The organism is Enterobacter sp. RHBSTW-00901 (genome assembly GCF_014103115.1).
In the GTDB taxonomy this organism is placed as follows: domain Bacteria; phylum Pseudomonadota; class Gammaproteobacteria; order Enterobacterales; family Enterobacteriaceae; genus Enterobacter; species Enterobacter cloacae_P.
Map to the genome: position 1 here is coordinate 255,420 of NZ_JABXPB010000001.1, position 17,732 is coordinate 273,151.

The following is a 17,732-nucleotide window of genomic DNA, read 5'->3' on the forward strand; positions in this document are numbered from 1 at the left end:
TACAAGTGATTTTACTGACGACACGCGTTCAGAATATCCAGGTTTTGTTGATAAACCTTTGATTTCACATCCATCATACCCAGAACAGTGGAGAACAAATTGTCCTGTGAAACCGCATCTTTTGCTGCACGGTCACGTAAACATTGCTCGTTAATGCCAAAGTTCTTCGTATAGTCCGGGGACAGCCAGAACATAAATGGAATGTGCGTTTGCTGCTCAGGAGCCAGCATGTACGGTGTTCCGTGCAGATAAATACCGCTTTCACCCAGCGACTCACCGTGATCGGAGAGATAAATCAGCGCGGTATTCATGCTGCCCTGACGTGCCTTCAGCGTATCGATTGTTTTGCTTACCATGCTGTCGGTATACAGGATGGTGTTGTCGTAGGTGTTAATCAGCGCCTGGTGATCGCAATCCTGAATCTCGTTGGTGTCACAGGTTGGCGTGAACTGGCGGAAGTTATCCGGGTAACGGCGGTAGTATGCCGGGCCGTGGCTGCCCATCAGGTGAATAACCAGCACGGTATCCTGCTTCAGTCCGTCCAGCACGTTGTCCAGACGATAGAAGTTCACGTCGTCAATACAGGATTTGTCTTTGCAGAACTGATCCAGTTTCCACTGGGTCATGTCTGTATGGGGTATGCGGTCGCAGGCACCTTTACAGCCGCCGTCATTATCACGCCAGAGCAGGTTGATACCCGCGTGACCGAGCACGTCGAGCAGACCTTCCTGGTGGCGGGCCAGGTCTGCATCGTATTTCTGGCGCGTCATGCCGGAGAACATGCAGGGGACAGAGACCGCCGTTTCCGTCCCGCATGAGGAAGCCTGCGGGAAGTTAATGATATTTTGTTTTTTCAACTGCGGGTTGGTTTCACGCGTATAACCATTCAGCGAGTAGTTTGCTGCACGTGAAGCTTCACCGACCAGCAGAACCAGGACGGTTTTCTTTTGTTGACCAGAAATCAGCGGGCCTTTGTGGGCATCTTCACCAATGCGTACCAGCGTTTGATCGCCTGCGAACCAGCGTGTCTTGCTGTATTTGATGATGCCGCTGACGTAGTTCGCCGGGGTGACCATTTTGACGATGCTTTTGTTATTACGGAACAGCGATGCGTAATCTTTATAGAATACGGCAGCGACCAGAATGATAATCAGCAGAGCACCGAGCATCGCGGCAAAACGCATCAGCAGGGCATACCACCATTTTCCGGCACGGATGCGCGTCAGGGCCAGCACCACGGAAGGAATAACACCGGCGACGACAATCCACAGGAGCATTTGTGGCGTAACCAGCGCGGTGGCTTCCTGAGAGTTCGTCTCGAACACGTTAACAATCATGTTCTGATCGATAACTGCACCGTAGGTATACATGAAGTAAGTCGCTGCGGCGCATCCCATGGTTAATACGATCAGCAGCGGTTTACGGATAAAGGGAATATTGAGGAAACTGAAAACAATCACCCAGCCGCAAAAAAGGACCAGAGGGACGGAAGCCGCAAAGAGAATGTCGTGTAATTGCGCAGGCGCAATAATAGCCCAGCTGCGCTGTATGAAGAGAGCATTCAGCAGAGTAAAGAAAAACGCACAACCCAGAGTAAATTTAATGTCGTTACATTGTAACTTTTTGATTAACCACATCGATAAAGAAACCTGTAATTTTAATGATTGAGCGAGTATAGAGAGGGAAGATTAGTGAAACCTTAATGCCACAAATCTGTGGTAAAGCCCTTGCACGCGCGGCGTTTAACGTCTTCACTGTAGGTGAGAATCGGTTTCTGGAGGTGAGTGTGGCAGAGCAACTGGAGTTTTTCCCCATCCAGAGCCCGTGCCGGGGAATTTGTCAGGCGGATGAACGCGGGTACTGCCGTGGGTGCATGCGTACCCGCGATGAGCGTTTTAACTGGCAAAACTTTAGCGATACGCAAAAACAGGACATTATTCGTCTCTGTCGACAACGTCTTCTGCGCAAAATTCGCGCAAACAAAGCGGGGGAAACTGAAGAACCCCAGCAACCTTCACTGTTTTAACACGGTAATTGCGTATACTCGTGACATTACTTCCTTGAGGAAAATGTTATGGTTCAGCGTATTACCCTTTCTCCCCAGGGGCCGGAGTTCTCCCGTTTTGTGATGGGCTACTGGCGTCTGATGGACTGGAATATGTCCCCCCTTCAGCTGGCGGGTTTCATTGAGGAGCATCTCGATTTAGGGATCACTACGGTCGATCATGCTGATATTTATGGCGGCTACCAATGTGAAGCTGCGTTCGGTGAGGCGCTTAAGCAGGTTCCGGCGCTGCGCGAGCGTATGGAAATCGTCACCAAATGCGGTATTGCCACCACGGCAATACCGGAAAACGTACTGGGGCATTACATCACTGACAGCGCGCACATCATCAAGAGTGCCGAGCAGTCGCTGGTCAATCTGGCGACGGATCATATCGACCTGCTGCTGATCCACCGTCCAGACCCGTTAATGGATGCCGATGAAGTGGCAGAAGCGTTTCTGAACCTGCATCAAAGTGGAAAAGTGCGTCATTTTGGCGTATCGAACTTCACGCCTGCGCAGTTTGCGCTGCTGCAGTCGCGCCTGCCGTTTACGCTGGCGACCAACCAGGTAGAAATTTCCCCGGTTCATCAGCCGTTGCTGCTGGATGGCACACTCGATCAGCTGCAACAGCTCCGTATCCGCCCTATGGCGTGGTCGTGCCTGGGTGGGGGGCGTCTGTTTAATGATGATGAGTTCCAGCCGCTGCGCAATGAGCTGGAAACCATTGCCCGCGAGTTGAATGCCCAGAGCATTGAACAGGTGGTTTACGCGTGGATCCTTCGTCTGCCGTCAAAACCGCTACCTATTATTGGCTCTGGTAAAATTGAACGCGTCCGCTCTGCGCTGGCAGCAGAAGAACTGCAGATGACCCGTCAACAGTGGTTCCGTATCCGCAAAGCCGCTCTGGGGTACGACGTACCTTAATCTGGAATACCGTGACTTTCCGGTGAGATTACCGCCCCTGGTATAAACTTAAGGGGCAAAAATAACCCGGGAGGTCATATGACGCGTTTTGCTCTGGCACTCATCACGCTGGTTGTTTGCGCAGGAGCGCAGGCAGCCAGCGAGAACGTCGAAATGAATCTTGTCACGCCTCAGGGCGTCGGCCAGTCTGTCGGAACAGTGAAAATCACGGAAACCGATAAAGGGCTGGAGTTTACCCCCAATCTCAACACCCTTCCTCCTGGCGAACATGGTTTTCATGTTCATGCCAAAGGTAGCTGCCAGCCTGCGCTGAAAGAGGGTAAAGCCTCAGCGGCGGAAGCGGCAGGAGGCCACTTTGACCCGCTGCATTCCGGCAAACATGAAGGCCCGAACGGTATGGGGCATCTTGGCGATTTACCCGTACTGGTGGTGAATAACGACGGTAAAGCCACGGAGCCGGTTGTTGCACCGCGGCTGAAAAAGCTGGATGAGATCAAAGGCAAAGCGCTGATGATCCACGTCGGCGGCGACAATATGTCCGATCAACCTAAACCGCTCGGCGGTGGCGGAGTACGCTATGCCTGCGGGGTGATCTGATCGCCAATCGTGCCTGGCGGGGGAGCCTGTTCCAGCTGCGACAGCGAACAGTGTAGCCGCCAGATTATTGAGGCTAAATCACGCGCTGCGGGTGAATGGTGGTGCGCAAGGGTACCGCAAATCCGCTGAAGCTCGGCAAGCGTGGCTTCCAGCGGACGTTGCTGAACCCCGCGTTCACTCATCACATCGCGAAGCAGGGAAATACAGACATCACGCACCTGCGACAGCGGGTCGGAGCGTGTTTCCCATGCGCGAAGCTGCCAGACCACATGCGAGCAGTTCAACAGCACTACGCCCCAGCGCAGCAACCAGCGGCGGGCCAGGGAGTCCTGGCTGTTATTGAGCTGGCTTACATGGTGGTAGACCAGCGATTCATACTCACTCTCACGCAGATGCGGTTTACGGCTGAGCTGGTCAACAAACCCCCGGCGCAGCTCGCGGATATGTCTGCGGCTCTTACGGGCATCTGAACCGGGCCGTAACACGGCAAACGCCAGCCACGCCAGACCCACGCCGAGGATCTTCGCCAGATTGTCATTGAGAAAATCAGCGTAGTTATAAACCGGCGGGTTGGTCACGGAGATAAACGAACCCATAAAAACAATCAACTGCCCCCAGAGACCGGCCAGTTTTGGCATTTGCAGCTTCAGCAACTGCATGGTGGTTAAGAGCGGAAACAGAAACAGCAGAAACTGCCATAAGTCGCTTATCTGCACCATCAACCCAAATTTCACCATAAAACTGAACAGCGACAGCAATACCAGCGTGCGCATCAACAGCGTGAGGGAGTTAAACGGTGATGCAGCAATGGAATAGAGTACGCAGCTAATGGCGGCAAGCGTGAGGGCCGCGCTTCCGGATCCCCATTGCGTGGTGATACTCCAGGCACCAACCAGCGTAAGCGCGCAGAAGGTGCGAAACCCACTCCACAACGCTTCTATGTTGTCGGTGTGGCGTGCTAGAGCCGGGCTGCCCGGTACGGTGAATTCGGTTATCGGGGTGGCATTTTCTACGGCAGTGATCCAGCGGCTACTGCGCAGATACAACCGGCAAAAGTAGTTCAGGCGCTGCCAGAAGGCGCGGTGGCGATAATCATACTCATCCGTTGGCACGAGCGGCGCGATAATACGTGCCACGGTGTAGATGTCGGTATCTGGCCGCGCGAGGGCGGCAAGCAGCGTTTCGATCACGGCGCGGGTGTTTTCTGGCGGAGTCGGCCAGTTAAGCAACATTCTGCGCAGGCTGGAGATGGCGCTGGTCATCCGCAGCTGCTGGTGGAGCAAATAGTTAAGCAGCGTATTCTGGCGGCGAAAACGGTAGTGGCTCCAGAAGGCCTGAATACGTAACAGGTTCATGGTCAGGATCTGGCCGATGACCTTTTCATGCGCAAGACGGATTTCATCGTTGGTATCAGGTTGCCAGAGCAGACTTGCGTGCTCCAGTAAACGGGCATGCATGGTCTTCAGGGCGGAGATAAGCGCTGTACCGTCGGAGGTGCTGGGCAGGATCATCATCATGACCCCGCCGCACAGAATACCCACAATGACTTCACATACACGTGCCTGGGCGATATCCCAAAGCTCGGTGGTGTCCAGAACGTTGACTACCGGAAAGGCAATAATCGCGGCGGTATAACCCGCCAGCTGGAACGCGTAGGCGACGTTATTGGTAAAATGGGCGCAGGCCCAGGTGCAAAACCCCAGCCACGCCGCCATGCTTAGCAAAAAGAGCCACGGGTCGTTCAGCGTATGGCCCGCAATAATTAACGCCGCGGTGGCTCCCAGCAGGCTTCCGGCAACGCGGCCAAGACTTTTACTGATCACACCGCCGACGGTAGGGAAGCTCACCACCGCGGCAGAGGTCATCGCCCAGTAAGGTTCATCAAGATTCAGATAATAGGCGATTGTTAGCGCCAGGCACATTGCAATGACGTTACGCAGCGCGTAGCGCCACTGAGAGGCTGTCGCTTTAGCCCAGGGCGTGTGTCGCCAGGATAACGCCGACAGATTCATTGACGAGTCCCGATAGAGACCGTGCAGGTTGTGCCGGATACCAGCGTGAGATCCTGTGGTAAGCGGTCAAATTCCACGCGAACCGGAACGCGCTGTGCCAGACGCACCCACGGTACGTTAGGCTTGATGTCTGGCACCAGGCCTGAATCCGTTTCGACACTTTGATCGTAAATGGCACGACCAATACTGGAAACGTGACCCTGTAACGTTTGCGATCCGCTGTAAAGCGTGATTGTGGCAGGAGCGCCTTCCCGAATGTGGCGAAGCTTGGTCTCCTCAAAATAACCCACGATATAAAAGGAGTGGCTGTCAACCAGGGCAAAGACGGGTTGTCCGGTGGTGGCATAGTTCCCCTCACGGGTCGAGAGGTTGGTCACCCATCCATCGACCGGAGCCTGTACCACGGTTTGAGTCAACTGCCATTGCGCCTGTTTTAGCGTGGCTTCAGCCACGTTGAGGTTTGCCTGCATGGCTTTCACGTTGATGTTGGCCGTATCTAAATCTTCGGCGGAAATATAGTTTTGCGACAAATGGCGACGGCGATTTGCTTCGTTGTTTGCTTTTGCTAAATCAGACTGGGCTTTCGCCAGTTGAGCTTCGGCATTGAGTACAGCGATATGAAAGGGAGTTTCATCGATGCGGAATAAAACGTCGCCCTTTTTAACGAACTGGTTATCCTTAACAAGAAGCGCTGTGATACTTCCTGAAACCTGTGGGGTGATACTGACCTGCTCAGCGCGGATTTTACCGTCGCGCGTCCAGGGGGACTGCATATAAAAATTCCAGAGCCACCAACCGGCAACCAGAGCCAGCGCAAGAACAAAAAGAGTAGAAAAATACTTCAGCGTTTTCATGGATATATTCACCACACAATCAACACAGCAAGGCCCAGGCATACGGACAAGGCAAACAAAGAGAGATCCATGAGCATGGGGTGCCAGATCTCACCGGAATACATCCAGTCGCGAAGCAGTCGGTGTGCGACCAGCCAGATCATAAAGCCCACCAGGACGGCTTTAAACAGGGGAGGAAAGTAGACTGATGCACCGAAGATCAAGTCCTGAAGGGGTAACCCCGTGGCGCTATGAAAGAACTTCACGAGCAGAGTTCCTTTGCAGTGGATAAATGGTCACGACGGCCTGTTTTATAAAATGGAACATCGGTATTCAGTGTAAATCATACTTTTGGTGTTGATGAATGTCGTATTGCATTTGTTTTGGCAATATAAATGCTGCACACTATTCTAAAATCAGTATAATAACTTAGCAAGCTAATTATAAGGAGATGAAATTGGAATCGCCATTAGGTTCTGATCTGGCAAGGTTAGTACGCGTCTGGCGTGCTCTGATTGACCATCGCCTGAAACCTCTGGAATTGACACAGACGCATTGGGTCACGCTGCATAATATTCATCAGCTTCCGCCCGAACAGTCACAAATTCAACTGGCAAAAGCGATCGGTATTGAACAGCCGTCACTGGTACGCACACTCGATCAGCTGGAAGAGAAGGGGCTGATCTCCCGGCAAACCTGCGCCAGCGATCGTCGCGCTAAGCGGATTAAACTGACGGAGAAAGCGGCTCCAATCATTACTGAGATGGAAGCCGTGATCAGCAAAACGCGAGGGGAAATCCTGTCAGGGGTTTCACCGGCGGAGCTCGAAATGCTCATCAGTCTCATTGGACGGCTTGAGCAAAACATCCATGAGCTGCAGTCACGCGACTGATAACATAAAAAGGCCTTGCTGATGCAAGGCCTTTTTTTACTGGAAGACGACGACGCGGTTGCGACCTGTCTCTTTTGCCTCGTACATTGCTTTATCGGCGCTTTCCACGCACTCTTCGGCGGTGATATTCGGTGACGTTGTCGTAAAGACACCCATACTGATGGTAATGGGCTCCGGCAGTTGCCCCTCGCTGCTGGCTTTATCGAAACTACTGAGATTCATCCGTATTCTCTCTGCAACCTGACGTGCGGCGTCTGACGGCGTATTTGCCAGCATCAACACAAACTCTTCCCCTCCGATTCGCGCCGCGATGTCTTGTGGCCGCACGGAATCCATCAGCAGATGGGCGACAAACTGCAACACCTTGTCCCCCTGCAGATGCCCGTAGCAATCGTTAATGCGCTTAAAACGATCCAAATCACTGACAATGACCGAAACCGGACGGGATGCGTTAGCATTATCGATCGCCTGATTTAATGCATCATAAAAATAACTGCGGTTATAGAGACGCGTAAGCGGATCGCGAATCGAATTTTGATAAGATTGCTGATACTTTAAATGCGAGTCACGATACAGATTAAATACATCGTAAAGGAGCACGAAAATAATGAGCAGCGTTGCCACTGTCTCAAATAAACGGGACCGGTACCAGTCGATATCTTCAGCGTGTCCACCCAGTAAAAGCATGATGAGTGTCGTAATATAACAAATGCATAAGAAATTACCGCCAATCCAGAAAAGATTGCGCACGCGCGTAATAATCATCAGCGTTGTTAATACAACAATCCATAAGATGATTAAACTAATATTGATGACCTGACTCCAGAGCACCATAAATTGCCGCGTTTCATTATCGACAAGATCTAACGTAAACAGCGCAGAGTGGCTGGAATAAAACCAGGCAAGCGTAACCATGCCTGCGGTGAACAGGAACATACCGACAACAATAGCAACGTGGGTCATCCGGGAGAACGGGCGATCGCGCATGGCATACAGTAAGGCCGACGTGAAAATCAGAACAGCCATTAAGAGATGGCGGAACATGAAGAAGATCATCGCATCGTTATAGTTAATAATGCTGAACTGATAGAGGTCAAGCCATGCCGGGAAGCAGGAAAGCGTGCCTGCCATCAACAGCGCCAATCCTGTGAAGGCGAACGCAATCGCGACCAGATACAACCGCTTTCGGTCACACCAGTATTTCATCGCCATAAAACAGGCAATGAACAGATGGAAGACGAGTAAAAAAATGGTCAGTGTCGGGAATAAGAGCGGTGAAAATGACGGCACTGCTTCGGCAAGCTTTAAAAATAGCCCCTGCAATACCCCGACCACAATAATGCAACCCAGGCAGAAAGAGATATAACGGTTCTTTACATAGCGATTAATCGAAATCATACCCATTTTTAACAATATAATAATACTAAATTAATAGACAGCGTGAATATAAATAGTTTAACGGAATTAAAAAAAGAATACTTTGCGCAGGAACAATGTAAGCAGGGTTTAATAATTAGCGAGGAAGGAAATTTTGTAAAACAATATTATGAAATGACAGGTAATGTAAGCGAATGTGGCCTGGCGGCCACATCCGGTATGATATTAACGCGGGGACACCGTCACCTGTTGGCCATTGCTGGCGATAACAACGCGCTGACCCGCAGAGAAGTGGGTGCTGCCTTGTTTCTGCACAACCATGATGGTATTGCCGTCATCTTTACGAATTTCCAGCTCTACGCCCTGGGTTTTGTTCATTGCACCCTGAACGCCCTGGCCTGCTACACCACCGGCAACAGCACCTGCTGCGGTTGCCAGGGAACGACCGGTTCCGCCGCCGACGGTGTTACCCAGGAAACCACCCAGCACCGCACCGCCGATCGCGCCCATGACGTTGTTTTCATCGCCACCCTGAATTTGAACAGGGCGTGCGTTGACAATGGTACCGTAAGTCACGTTCTGAACTTGTTTAGCTTCAGATGCGCTATAAACGTCGCCAGAAAGAGAATCGTTATTCACACAGCCAGCCAGCGTCAATCCGATCAGCGAAACGCCCAGTACACGTAAAATCATTTGAATCTCCTGTTCACCAAAAGTGCCCGGTTGGGCTCCGTTATGGCTAAATTATATGGCATAAGGAGCCATAGTTCATATCTTTGCATTAACAATGGGAAAATTGTACTTGTATTTAGCTTAACAAGACATAAACAACTCCCTGCGTGCTACGTGTCTGAGATTGTTAAAAAATGCTATCGCTGCATAGCAAAGCAGCGCCGTTTATGATTCAGTGTTTACCTTAAGACCACACAACCTAAGGAAAGCGCATGAAATCGGGTCGCTACATTGGTGTGATGTCAGGCACCAGTCTTGATGGGGTGGATGTCGTTCTGGCCGCAATAGATGAAAACATGGTGGCGCAGCAGGCAAGCCTGAGCTGGCCGATCCCTGTTTCGCTGAAAGAGGACATTCTGAGCATCTGCCAGGGACAGCCATTGACGCTTTCACAGCTCGGACAGCTTGATGTGCGGCTGGGTGCACTATTTGCGGAGGCGGTACTGGCACTGATGCACAAAGAAAATCTTCAGCCGCAGGATGTGGTTGCCATTGGCTGCCACGGCCAGACGGTCTGGCATGAGCCAACCGGTGATGCGCCAAACACCCTGCAAATTGGCGATAACAACCAGATTGTGGCGAAAACGGGTGTCACAGTAGTGGGGGATTTTCGCCGTCGTGATATTGCACTTGGCGGGCAAGGTGCGCCGCTGGTGCCGGCATTCCATCAGGCGTTGCTGGCACACCCGGTAGAACGCCGTATGGTGCTCAATATTGGTGGTATTGCCAACCTGTCGATGTTAATCCCTGAGCAGCCTGTGCGTGGTTACGATACCGGCCCCGGCAACATGCTTATGGATGCCTGGATCTGGCGTCAACGCGGTAAACCGTACGATAAAGATGCGCAGTGGGCCTGTGAAGGCAAAGTGATTATTCCGCTGTTGCAGTCCATGCTGAGCGACCCCTATTTTGCCGCCCCCGCACCAAAAAGCACGGGACGTGAATATTTCAACTATGGCTGGCTTGAACGTCAGCTGGCGCAGTTCCCGGCACTTGCACCGCAGGATGTCCAGGCGACGCTTGCTGAGTTAACGGCCATCTCGATCTCTGAACAGGTCCTTCTCAGCGGTGGGTGTGAGCGTCTGTTGGTCTGCGGTGGTGGAAGCCGCAACCCGCTGGTGATGGCGCGTCTTGCCGGATTACTGCCGGGTACTGAAGTCACGACCACGGACGAAGCGGGTATCAGCGGTGATGATATGGAAGCGCTGGCTTTCGCCTGGCTTGCCTGGCGTACGGTTGCCGGATTACCGGGAAATTTGCCTTCGGTAACCGGTGCACGGGAAGCGAGCGTGCTTGGGGCTATTTTCCCGGCAAATCCGCGTCATAATCAGAGTTAACTTAAATTCAGCGCGGTGCGTAACCACTAAAATGGAATAAAAACAGGAGGGCAGCAATGTCCTCCAGGACCAGGATAGTCTTGGAATACGCCCATGAAAAAACTTCTTCTTGTTGCTCTCCCTTTTCTACTGACAGGGTGCAGCGTCTATAACCAACTCGTTGAGCGCATGCAGACAGATACGCTGGAGTATCGCTGTGATGAAAAACCGCTGACCGTGAAGCTGAATAACCCGCGTCAGGAAGCCAGCTTTGTCTACGACAACAAATTGCTTAATCTGAAGCAGGGGATGTCGGCCTCTGGCGCACGGTATACGGACGGTATCTACGTATTCTGGTCAAAAGGTGACAGTGCAACGGTTTACAAACGCGACCGCATCGTGCTGAACAATTGCCAGCTGCAAAATCCGAAGCGTTGAGATTTTTACAGGGGCGGCGCACAATAGCGCCACCCAATGTCTATTTCAGCTAACGCCATGTCAGATAACGACGAACTGCAGCAAATTGCGCATCTGCGCCGTGAATACACCAAAGGCGGCCTGCGCCGCCAGGATCTTCCCGCCGAACCTCTGGTGCTTTTTGAACGCTGGCTGAAGCAGGCCTGTGAAGCGAAACTTGCCGATCCAACCGCGATGGTTGTCGCGACGGTTGACGAGAATGGTCAGCCTTATCAGCGCATCGTTCTGCTTAAGCACTATGACGAAAAAGGGCTGGTGTTTTATACCAACCTGGGCAGCCGCAAAGCTCACCATCTGGAAAACAACCCTCGCATTAGCCTGCTGTTTCCGTGGCACATGCTGGAACGCCAGGTCATGGTGACCGGTAAAGCGGAACGCCTCTCCACGCTGGAAGTGGTGAAGTATTTCCATAGCCGTCCGCGCGACAGCCAGATCGGGGCCTGGGTATCAAAACAGTCCAGCCGTATCTCTGCCCGCGGTGTGCTGGAAAGTAAATTCCTTGAGCTGAAACAGAAGTTCCAGAAGGGGGAAGTTCCTCTCCCCAGCTTCTGGGGCGGTTTCCGCATTCCAGTCGAACAGATGGAGTTCTGGCAGGGGGGCGAACATCGCCTGCACGACCGCTTTTTATACCAGCGTGACAACGGTGGCTGGAAAATCGACAGACTGGCTCCGTAATCCCCGAAATTTGTTGTTTTAAGCGCTAGCGCTACGTGCGTCAGCGCTTTATTCTATGTACCTTTCGCATCAGGCGAAAAGTCGTGTACCGGCAAAGGTGCAGTCGTTTATACATGGAGAATTTGATGGCAAGCAGTAACTTGATTAAACAATTGCAAGAGCGGGGCCTCGTGGCCCAGGTGACGGACGAGGAAGCGTTAGCAGAGCGACTGGCGCAAGGCCCGATCGCGCTCTATTGCGGCTTCGATCCCACCGCTGACAGCTTGCATTTGGGGCATCTTGTTCCATTGTTATGCCTGAAACGCTTCCAGATGGCAGGCCATAAACCTGTTGCCCTGGTTGGCGGCGCGACCGGTCTGATTGGCGACCCAAGCTTTAAAGCCGCTGAGCGTAAACTGAACACCGAAGACACCGTGCAGGAGTGGGTGGACAAAATCCGCAAACAGGTTGCACCGTTCCTCGACTTCAACTGTGGTGAAAACTCTGCCATTGCCGCGAACAACTACGACTGGTTTGGTGGCATGAACGTGCTGACCTTCCTGCGTGATATCGGTAAACACTTCTCTGTTAACCAGATGATCAACAAAGAAGCGGTGAAGCAGCGTCTGAATCGTGACGACCAGGGGATTTCCTTTACCGAGTTCTCCTACAACCTGTTGCAGGGTTATGACTTTGCCTGCCTGAACAAGTTGCACGGTGTTTCCCTGCAAATTGGGGGTTCAGACCAGTGGGGTAACATCACCTCCGGTATCGATCTGACGCGTCGTCTGCACCAGAACCAGGTCTTTGGCCTGACTGTTCCGCTGATCACCAAAGCAGACGGGACTAAATTCGGTAAAACCGAAGGCGGTGCGGTATGGCTCGATCCGAAGAAAACCAGCCCGTACAAATTCTACCAGTTCTGGATCAACACGGCTGATGCTGATGTGTACCGCTTCCTGAAGTTCTTCACCTTTATGGACATTGACGCAATTAATGCCCTGGAAGAAGAAGACAAAAACAGCGGTAAAGCACCACGCGCTCAGTACGTTCTGGCCGATGAAGTGACCAAACTGGTTCACGGTGAAGAAGGTCTGGCGGCGGCAAAACGCATTACTGCAAGCCTGTTCAACGGCACGCTGAGCGATTTGAGCGAAGCGGACTTCGAACAGCTGGCGCAGGATGGTGTGCCGATGGTTGAAATGGAAAAAGGTGCAGACCTGATGCAGGCGCTGGTGGACTCTGAGCTGCAGCCGTCCCGCGGTCAGGCTCGCAAAACCATCGCTTCTAACGCGATCACCATCAACGGTGAAAAACAGGCTGACCCGGAATACACCTTCGTTGACAGCGATCGTCTGTACGGACGTTACACGTTGCTGCGTCGCGGTAAGAAAAATTACTGTCTGGTCTGCTGGAAGTAATTAACTGTATGCAGGGGCGTGGGAAACCACGCCCTTTTTGTTTGTAAGGGTTTGGTAAGCAAAAAATGAAGAACATCCTCGCCATTCAGTCTCACGTCGTTTTTGGACATGCTGGCAACAGCGCTGCGGAATTCCCGATGCGTCGCCTCGGGGCCAACGTCTGGCCCCTCAATACCGTACAGTTCTCAAACCACACGCAATACGGTAAATGGGCCGGCTGTGTGATGCCGCCTTCGCATCTGACGGAGATTGTACAAGGCCTTGCCGATATCGATCAGCTTAAACGCTGTGACGCCGTCCTGAGCGGTTACCTCGGTTCGGCAGAGCAGGGAGAACATATTCTCGGCATCGTGCGTCAGGTGAAAGCGGCGAACCCGGCGGCAAAATACTTCTGCGACCCTGTGATGGGGCATCCGGAGAAAGGCTGCATTGTGGCCCCCGGTGTGGCTGAATTCCATGTTCGTCACGCGCTGCCTGCCAGCGATATTATTGCGCCAAACCTGATCGAGCTGGAGATCCTTTGCGAGCATCCGGTCAACAGCGTAGAAGAGGCGGTTAGCGCTTCCCGTGAGCTGATTGCCCTGGGGCCAGAGATTGTGCTGGTGAAACATCTTGCGCGTGCAGGAGTGAGCCAGGATCGTTTTGAGATGCTGCTGGTGACCAAAGACGAAGCCTGGCATATCAGCCGTCCGCTGGTGGATTTTGGCGCACGTCAGCCGGTTGGCGTTGGTGATGTGACCAGCGGCCTGCTGTTGGTGAAGTTGCTTCAGGGAGCGACGCTGCGTGATGCGCTGGAGCATGTTACTGCGGCGGTTTACGAAATCATGGTTGCGACGAAAAGCAGACAGGAATATGAGTTACAGGTCGTTGCGGCGCAGGATCGTATCGCGAAGCCGGAGCAGTATTTCAGCGCGACACAATTATAACGGTTTGCATTTTGTATGCCGGGTAAGCGTTAGCGCCACCCGGCAAGACAAACAGCTTAGTTCAATCCTTCCGCTTTCAGCGCCGCAGCCACCGCAGGGCGCGCTGCCACACGTTCCATATAAGATGCAATATGGTCTAACCCTTCCATGTTCAGTTTAACCGCCCGCGCCCAGCGCAGAACGGTAAACAGATAGGCATCGGCAATGGTGAACCGCGTACCACAAATCCACTGATCGTCTTTCAGCGAGTCGTTAATGTAATGCAGCTTTTTCTCCAGTTGGGCACGCACCGTCGGCTTGAACTCTTCTGGTGTATCCGGGCGGAACAGTGGCGTGAAGCCTTTGTGCAGCTCGGTTGCAATGTAGTTCAGCCACTCCAGCGTCTTGTAGCGGGAAATGCTGCTTACAGGTGCCAGCAGTTGACGGTCAGGCACGCTATCGGCCAGGAATTGCATGATCGCCACGCCTTCAGTCAAGAGCGTACCGTCATCTAACAGCAGGGCCGGAACTTGTCCCTTCGGGTTGATAGCAAAGAAGTCATCGCCGTTTTCCAGGCGTTTTTTCATCAGGTCAACGCCATCCAGCGTGAAATCTTTGCCGCTCTCGCGCAGGGTAATATGAGAAGCAAGAGAGCACGCGCCCGGTTTGTAGAACAGTTTCATCGGTAACTCCTTTTTGCTGAGGTTCCAGCTATGTTAGTGCGCGAACGGATAAAAAAAAAGCCGCTAACGCAAAGTTAGCGGCTTCTGTTCAGTCGTTTCCCGATGACATTACGCGGTAGCGGTTTTGGTCGCTTTTGCGATTTTGTCGTCGTCCAGGGTCATACGATTCAGTTTAGGCGCTGTCAGCAGCATCAGAACGGCGATAACCGCTGTTGCAATGCCAATCTGCATGAATACGCTACCGTAGACATTCAGGGAAACCAGTGGGTCGGTCACGTTATCAGGCACCGCCATCAGGTTCGCGATTTTACCCGCGATGATGGCTGCACCTGCAGTGGTCAGGAACCAGCTACCCATGATGAAGCCCATCAGACGCTGTGGAACCAGCTGTGCAACCATTGCCAGACCCAGACCAGAGATCATCAGCTCACCGATAGACTGCAGCGCGTAGCTCAGGATCAGCCAGTTCACGGAGACGATACCTGCGTCGGTCGCAAATTTCGCGCCCAGTGGCAGCACCAGGAATGCACCAGAGCACAGTACCATGCCGATAGCAAACTTGTGTGGCATTGGCAGACGGTCGCCCATCTTGTTGTAGATAGCAGCCAGAATTGGGCTACCAATCATGATCCAGAACGGGTTCAGCGCCTGATACTGCTCCGGCTCGAACGCGATACCCAGGATGGAGTGCTCTACGTTACGGATGGCGAAGAAGTTCAGAGACGTTGGCATCTGGCTGTACAGTACGAAGAAGATAACCGCTTCCAGCATCAGGATGAACGCCACAATCATCTTACGACGTGCAGCACCCTGCATGGCGAAGGCTTCTTTCGCGAAGATGCACACAATACCCAGAGCAACCAGACCCAGAACGGCACGCGCAACGCCCTGGTTATGCAGCAGCCAGGTTGCGATCGTTGCGAGGATCACCACGCCAACGATGGTTGCCAGCAGTTTGCCCATATGCACTGGCTCGAAGTCTGGTTTTGAACCGTAGTTTTTAACCCAGCGTTTGCAGAAGGCAAAGTTCACTACGGTGATCAGCATACCGACAACGGACAGAGAGAACGCAACGCTCCAGCCGAATTTTGCTGCCAGCCACGGTGTTGCCAGCATAGAGAAGAAGGAACCGATGTTCACGGACATGTAGTACATCGTGAATGCACCGTCCAGACGTGGGTCATCTTTGCTGTAGCAGGTAGAGAGCAGGGAAGACGGGTTCGCTTTGAACAGACCGTTACCTACTGCGATGGTCGCCATACCCATATAGACGACAGCGGCATCGTGGCCAGACCATGCAACCAGCGCGTAACCAATAGCCAGAACGATAGCGCCCAGCATAATCACACGTTTGGTACCGAGGACTTTATCACCCAGCCAGCCGCCAATTGCGACCAGACCGTACACGAGGGCACTGAAAGAAGAGAACAGCGTGATGGAATCCGCTTCGGACATACCCAGTTGTTTGACCAGGTAAACCGCCATGATCCCTTGCAGGCCGTAATAACCAAAACGCTCCCATAACTCGATAGAGAAGATGAGATAGAACGCTTTTGGTTGTTTAAAAGCGTTAAGACTCACGCTTTCATCTGTTGGTTTATTGTTTGCAGTAGACACATATACCTCTTTTTTTACATCCCATATTAACGGGGGTGTTCATAGCGTGATGGCCGTAGTCCATCCGCCTTATAGTTATATTGGGAGGGGAAACGGCGGGTAATGTTCACTATCCTGACCCGTCTGGCAATACGTTTGTAATACTCTGTTACATATAACTGGGGCGGTATAATCATCGGGTCATACAAATGTTATTCAGCGTTAAATTTTGATGGTTGAGCATTGGTGGTTTTTTTCACTGCCAAAAACCCCTGAAGGCCCCCTTTCGGCAATATGTTCTGCTATTTGACCTTTATGGCAGTGATATAGCCTATAATCTGAAAAATGACTGGTCTTATATGTTGCTGATGGGCGGTTAAATCTTGTCTGGCTAAGGGGTTGCGGCGGTTTTAACAACAAAAATCCAACATGACGTTATCAGAGTGATCTCGATCACAGATGTATAGAAATTTTGGGTGATGAAAAAACAATTAACCTGTTTGAGTGCTAAATGACCGGGTAATTGACAGGAAGAGGGGTTACGAAAACGAATATTAAGCGATAGAGATTTTTTGGCTGGCAATCAGCATTCCTGTCTGAATGCCAGCAGTGATAGCTCAGTACGCCATCGAATATTTTCAGCCCATCGACTAAGGCAACATACGTGTCAGCACGTCGTCACGACGCACCCAGTGATGGAAAAGTGCAGCGGCTATATGCAGACCCACCACGACCCACGCCACCCATTTACCTAAAAAGTGATGCACTGCATCAATGGGCACCTCAAATGCTTCAAAGCTCAAACCCCAGGTGCTGCTTATCCACCCGAACAGCCGGGTTTCGTTGAAGCCGGTTACGCTGAATAGCCCGAAATTCGTGGGGGCCCCGGTGCCGAGGTATCCGGTCAGCGGCATCATAACCAGCAGTCCGTACAGACCCCAATGCGCGACGCTCGCAAGCGTGTGTTCAAGGCTGGAGCCGGGCACTTCTTCAGGCTGTACGTTCAGCAACCGCCACAGCAAGCGCGGAAGCACCAGGAAGCCCACCAGTAAACCCAGTACCCAATGAATATTGAGTACTGGCCAGGATCCCTGCGAAGTGTCGTCCATGAACCAGATGACATAATAGACGACGATGTAAGCGGCGATAAACGCGGCAGCAGTGGTCCAGTGGAAGAATTTAGCGAGCACGCCAAAGTGGGTTGCGGTGTTGCGCCATTGCATTTGTAATTATCCTGAAAAGTGTTGAATGCCATGCAGTCCAGAA

The 17,732-nt window shown here is 52.3% G+C and carries 18 protein-coding genes; 9 read left to right on the top strand and 9 right to left on the bottom strand.

Features of this window, described 5'->3' with window-relative positions:
* Window positions 1-11: 11 nt before the first annotated feature.
* Window positions 12-1,637, bottom strand: coding sequence for a phosphoethanolamine transferase EptA (gene eptA / locus HV318_RS01400; protein WP_182271209.1), 1,626 nt, complete (start codon window positions 1,635-1,637; stop codon window positions 12-14).
* 149 nt (window positions 1,638-1,786) lie between these two features.
* Between eptA and HV318_RS01405 the strand changes: the two genes are divergently transcribed.
* The 3 genes from HV318_RS01405 (at window position 1,787) to sodC (ending at window position 3,568) form a co-directional block, all read left to right on the top strand.
* Complete coding sequence (locus tag HV318_RS01405) at window positions 1,787-2,026, top strand: DUF1289 domain-containing protein (protein WP_182274501.1); 240 nt, start codon at window positions 1,787-1,789, stop codon at window positions 2,024-2,026.
* A 48-nt stretch (window positions 2,027-2,074) separates the two neighbouring features.
* The gene (locus HV318_RS01410; protein ID WP_182271210.1) at window positions 2,075-2,971 is read left to right on the top strand and encodes an aldo/keto reductase; all 897 of its coding nucleotides are present in this window, start codon (window positions 2,075-2,077) and stop codon (window positions 2,969-2,971) included.
* 78 nt (window positions 2,972-3,049) lie between these two features.
* A complete protein-coding gene (gene sodC, locus HV318_RS01415; protein WP_182271211.1) occupies window positions 3,050-3,568 on the top strand; it encodes a superoxide dismutase [Cu-Zn] SodC in 519 nt (172 codons plus the stop codon).
* Here the strand turns inward: sodC and HV318_RS01420 are convergent.
* Genes HV318_RS01420 through HV318_RS01430 form a run of 3 tightly spaced genes read right to left on the bottom strand, consistent with a single transcriptional unit; the run spans window position 3,547 to window position 6,679 of the window.
* Window positions 3,547-5,580 carry an FUSC family protein gene (locus HV318_RS01420; RefSeq protein WP_182271212.1) on the bottom strand — a complete coding sequence of 678 codons (2,034 nt, stop codon included), beginning with the start codon at window positions 5,578-5,580 and terminating at the stop codon, window positions 3,547-3,549. The genes sodC and HV318_RS01420 overlap by 22 nt on opposite strands.
* On the bottom strand, window positions 5,577-6,440 hold the full coding sequence (locus tag HV318_RS01425; RefSeq protein ID WP_196391372.1) for an efflux RND transporter periplasmic adaptor subunit: 864 nt from the start codon (window positions 6,438-6,440) through the stop codon (window positions 5,577-5,579). The genes HV318_RS01420 and HV318_RS01425 overlap by 4 nt, the downstream gene beginning before the upstream one ends.
* A gap of 2 nt (window positions 6,441-6,442) precedes the next feature.
* Window positions 6,443-6,679: a DUF1656 domain-containing protein gene (locus HV318_RS01430; RefSeq protein ID WP_182271214.1), complete on the bottom strand. Its 237-nt coding sequence runs from the start codon at window positions 6,677-6,679 to the stop codon at window positions 6,443-6,445.
* A gap of 185 nt (window positions 6,680-6,864) precedes the next feature.
* Here HV318_RS01430 and slyA point away from each other — a divergent pair, with 185 nt between their 5' ends.
* Window positions 6,865-7,305 (top strand): transcriptional regulator SlyA, encoded by a 441-nt coding sequence (gene slyA / locus HV318_RS01435; RefSeq protein ID WP_182271215.1) that lies wholly within the window; start codon window positions 6,865-6,867, stop codon window positions 7,303-7,305.
* Between the two features lie 36 nt (window positions 7,306-7,341).
* Here the strand turns inward: slyA and HV318_RS01440 are convergent, their stop codons facing one another.
* Entirely contained in the window at window positions 7,342-8,703 is a 1,362-nt protein-coding gene (locus HV318_RS01440; RefSeq protein ID WP_182271216.1) for a sensor domain-containing diguanylate cyclase, read from the bottom strand.
* A 204-nt stretch (window positions 8,704-8,907) separates the two neighbouring features.
* Window positions 8,908-9,375, bottom strand: coding sequence for an outer membrane lipoprotein SlyB (gene slyB, locus HV318_RS01445; protein ID WP_182271217.1), 468 nt, complete (start codon window positions 9,373-9,375; stop codon window positions 8,908-8,910).
* A gap of 251 nt (window positions 9,376-9,626) precedes the next feature.
* Between slyB and anmK the strand changes: the two genes are divergently transcribed.
* The 5 genes from anmK to pdxY all read left to right on the top strand — a co-directional run bounded on the left by anmK (window position 9,627) and on the right by pdxY (window position 14,208).
* Entirely contained in the window at window positions 9,627-10,751 is a 1,125-nt protein-coding gene (gene anmK, locus HV318_RS01450; RefSeq protein ID WP_182271218.1) for an anhydro-N-acetylmuramic acid kinase, read from the top strand.
* A 93-nt stretch (window positions 10,752-10,844) separates the two neighbouring features.
* Window positions 10,845-11,168, top strand: a complete 324-nt coding sequence (mliC, locus tag HV318_RS01455; RefSeq protein WP_182271219.1) for a C-type lysozyme inhibitor — start codon at window positions 10,845-10,847, stop codon at window positions 11,166-11,168.
* 57 nt (window positions 11,169-11,225) lie between these two features.
* A complete protein-coding gene (pdxH, locus tag HV318_RS01460) occupies window positions 11,226-11,882 on the top strand; it encodes a pyridoxamine 5'-phosphate oxidase (protein ID WP_182274502.1) in 657 nt (218 codons plus the stop codon).
* 125 nt (window positions 11,883-12,007) lie between these two features.
* A complete protein-coding gene (tyrS, locus tag HV318_RS01465) occupies window positions 12,008-13,282 on the top strand; it encodes a tyrosine--tRNA ligase (RefSeq protein ID WP_182271220.1) in 1,275 nt (424 codons plus the stop codon).
* A 65-nt stretch (window positions 13,283-13,347) separates the two neighbouring features.
* Window positions 13,348-14,208: a pyridoxal kinase PdxY gene (pdxY, locus tag HV318_RS01470; protein ID WP_182271221.1), complete on the top strand. Its 861-nt coding sequence runs from the start codon at window positions 13,348-13,350 to the stop codon at window positions 14,206-14,208.
* Window positions 14,209-14,264: 56 nt separating this feature from the next.
* On the opposite strand, the gene gstA is transcribed toward pdxY, so the two are convergent.
* The 3 genes from gstA to HV318_RS01485 all read right to left on the bottom strand — a co-directional run bounded on the left by gstA (window position 14,265) and on the right by HV318_RS01485 (window position 17,689).
* The gene (gene gstA / locus HV318_RS01475) at window positions 14,265-14,870 is read right to left on the bottom strand and encodes a glutathione transferase GstA (RefSeq protein WP_182271222.1); all 606 of its coding nucleotides are present in this window, start codon (window positions 14,868-14,870) and stop codon (window positions 14,265-14,267) included.
* 108 nt (window positions 14,871-14,978) lie between these two features.
* Window positions 14,979-16,487 carry a dipeptide/tripeptide permease DtpA gene (dtpA, locus tag HV318_RS01480; protein ID WP_182271223.1) on the bottom strand — a complete coding sequence of 503 codons (1,509 nt, stop codon included), beginning with the start codon at window positions 16,485-16,487 and terminating at the stop codon, window positions 14,979-14,981.
* 629 nt (window positions 16,488-17,116) lie between these two features.
* Complete coding sequence (locus HV318_RS01485) at window positions 17,117-17,689, bottom strand: cytochrome b (protein ID WP_182271224.1); 573 nt, start codon at window positions 17,687-17,689, stop codon at window positions 17,117-17,119.
* Window positions 17,690-17,732: the final 43 nt, after the last annotated feature.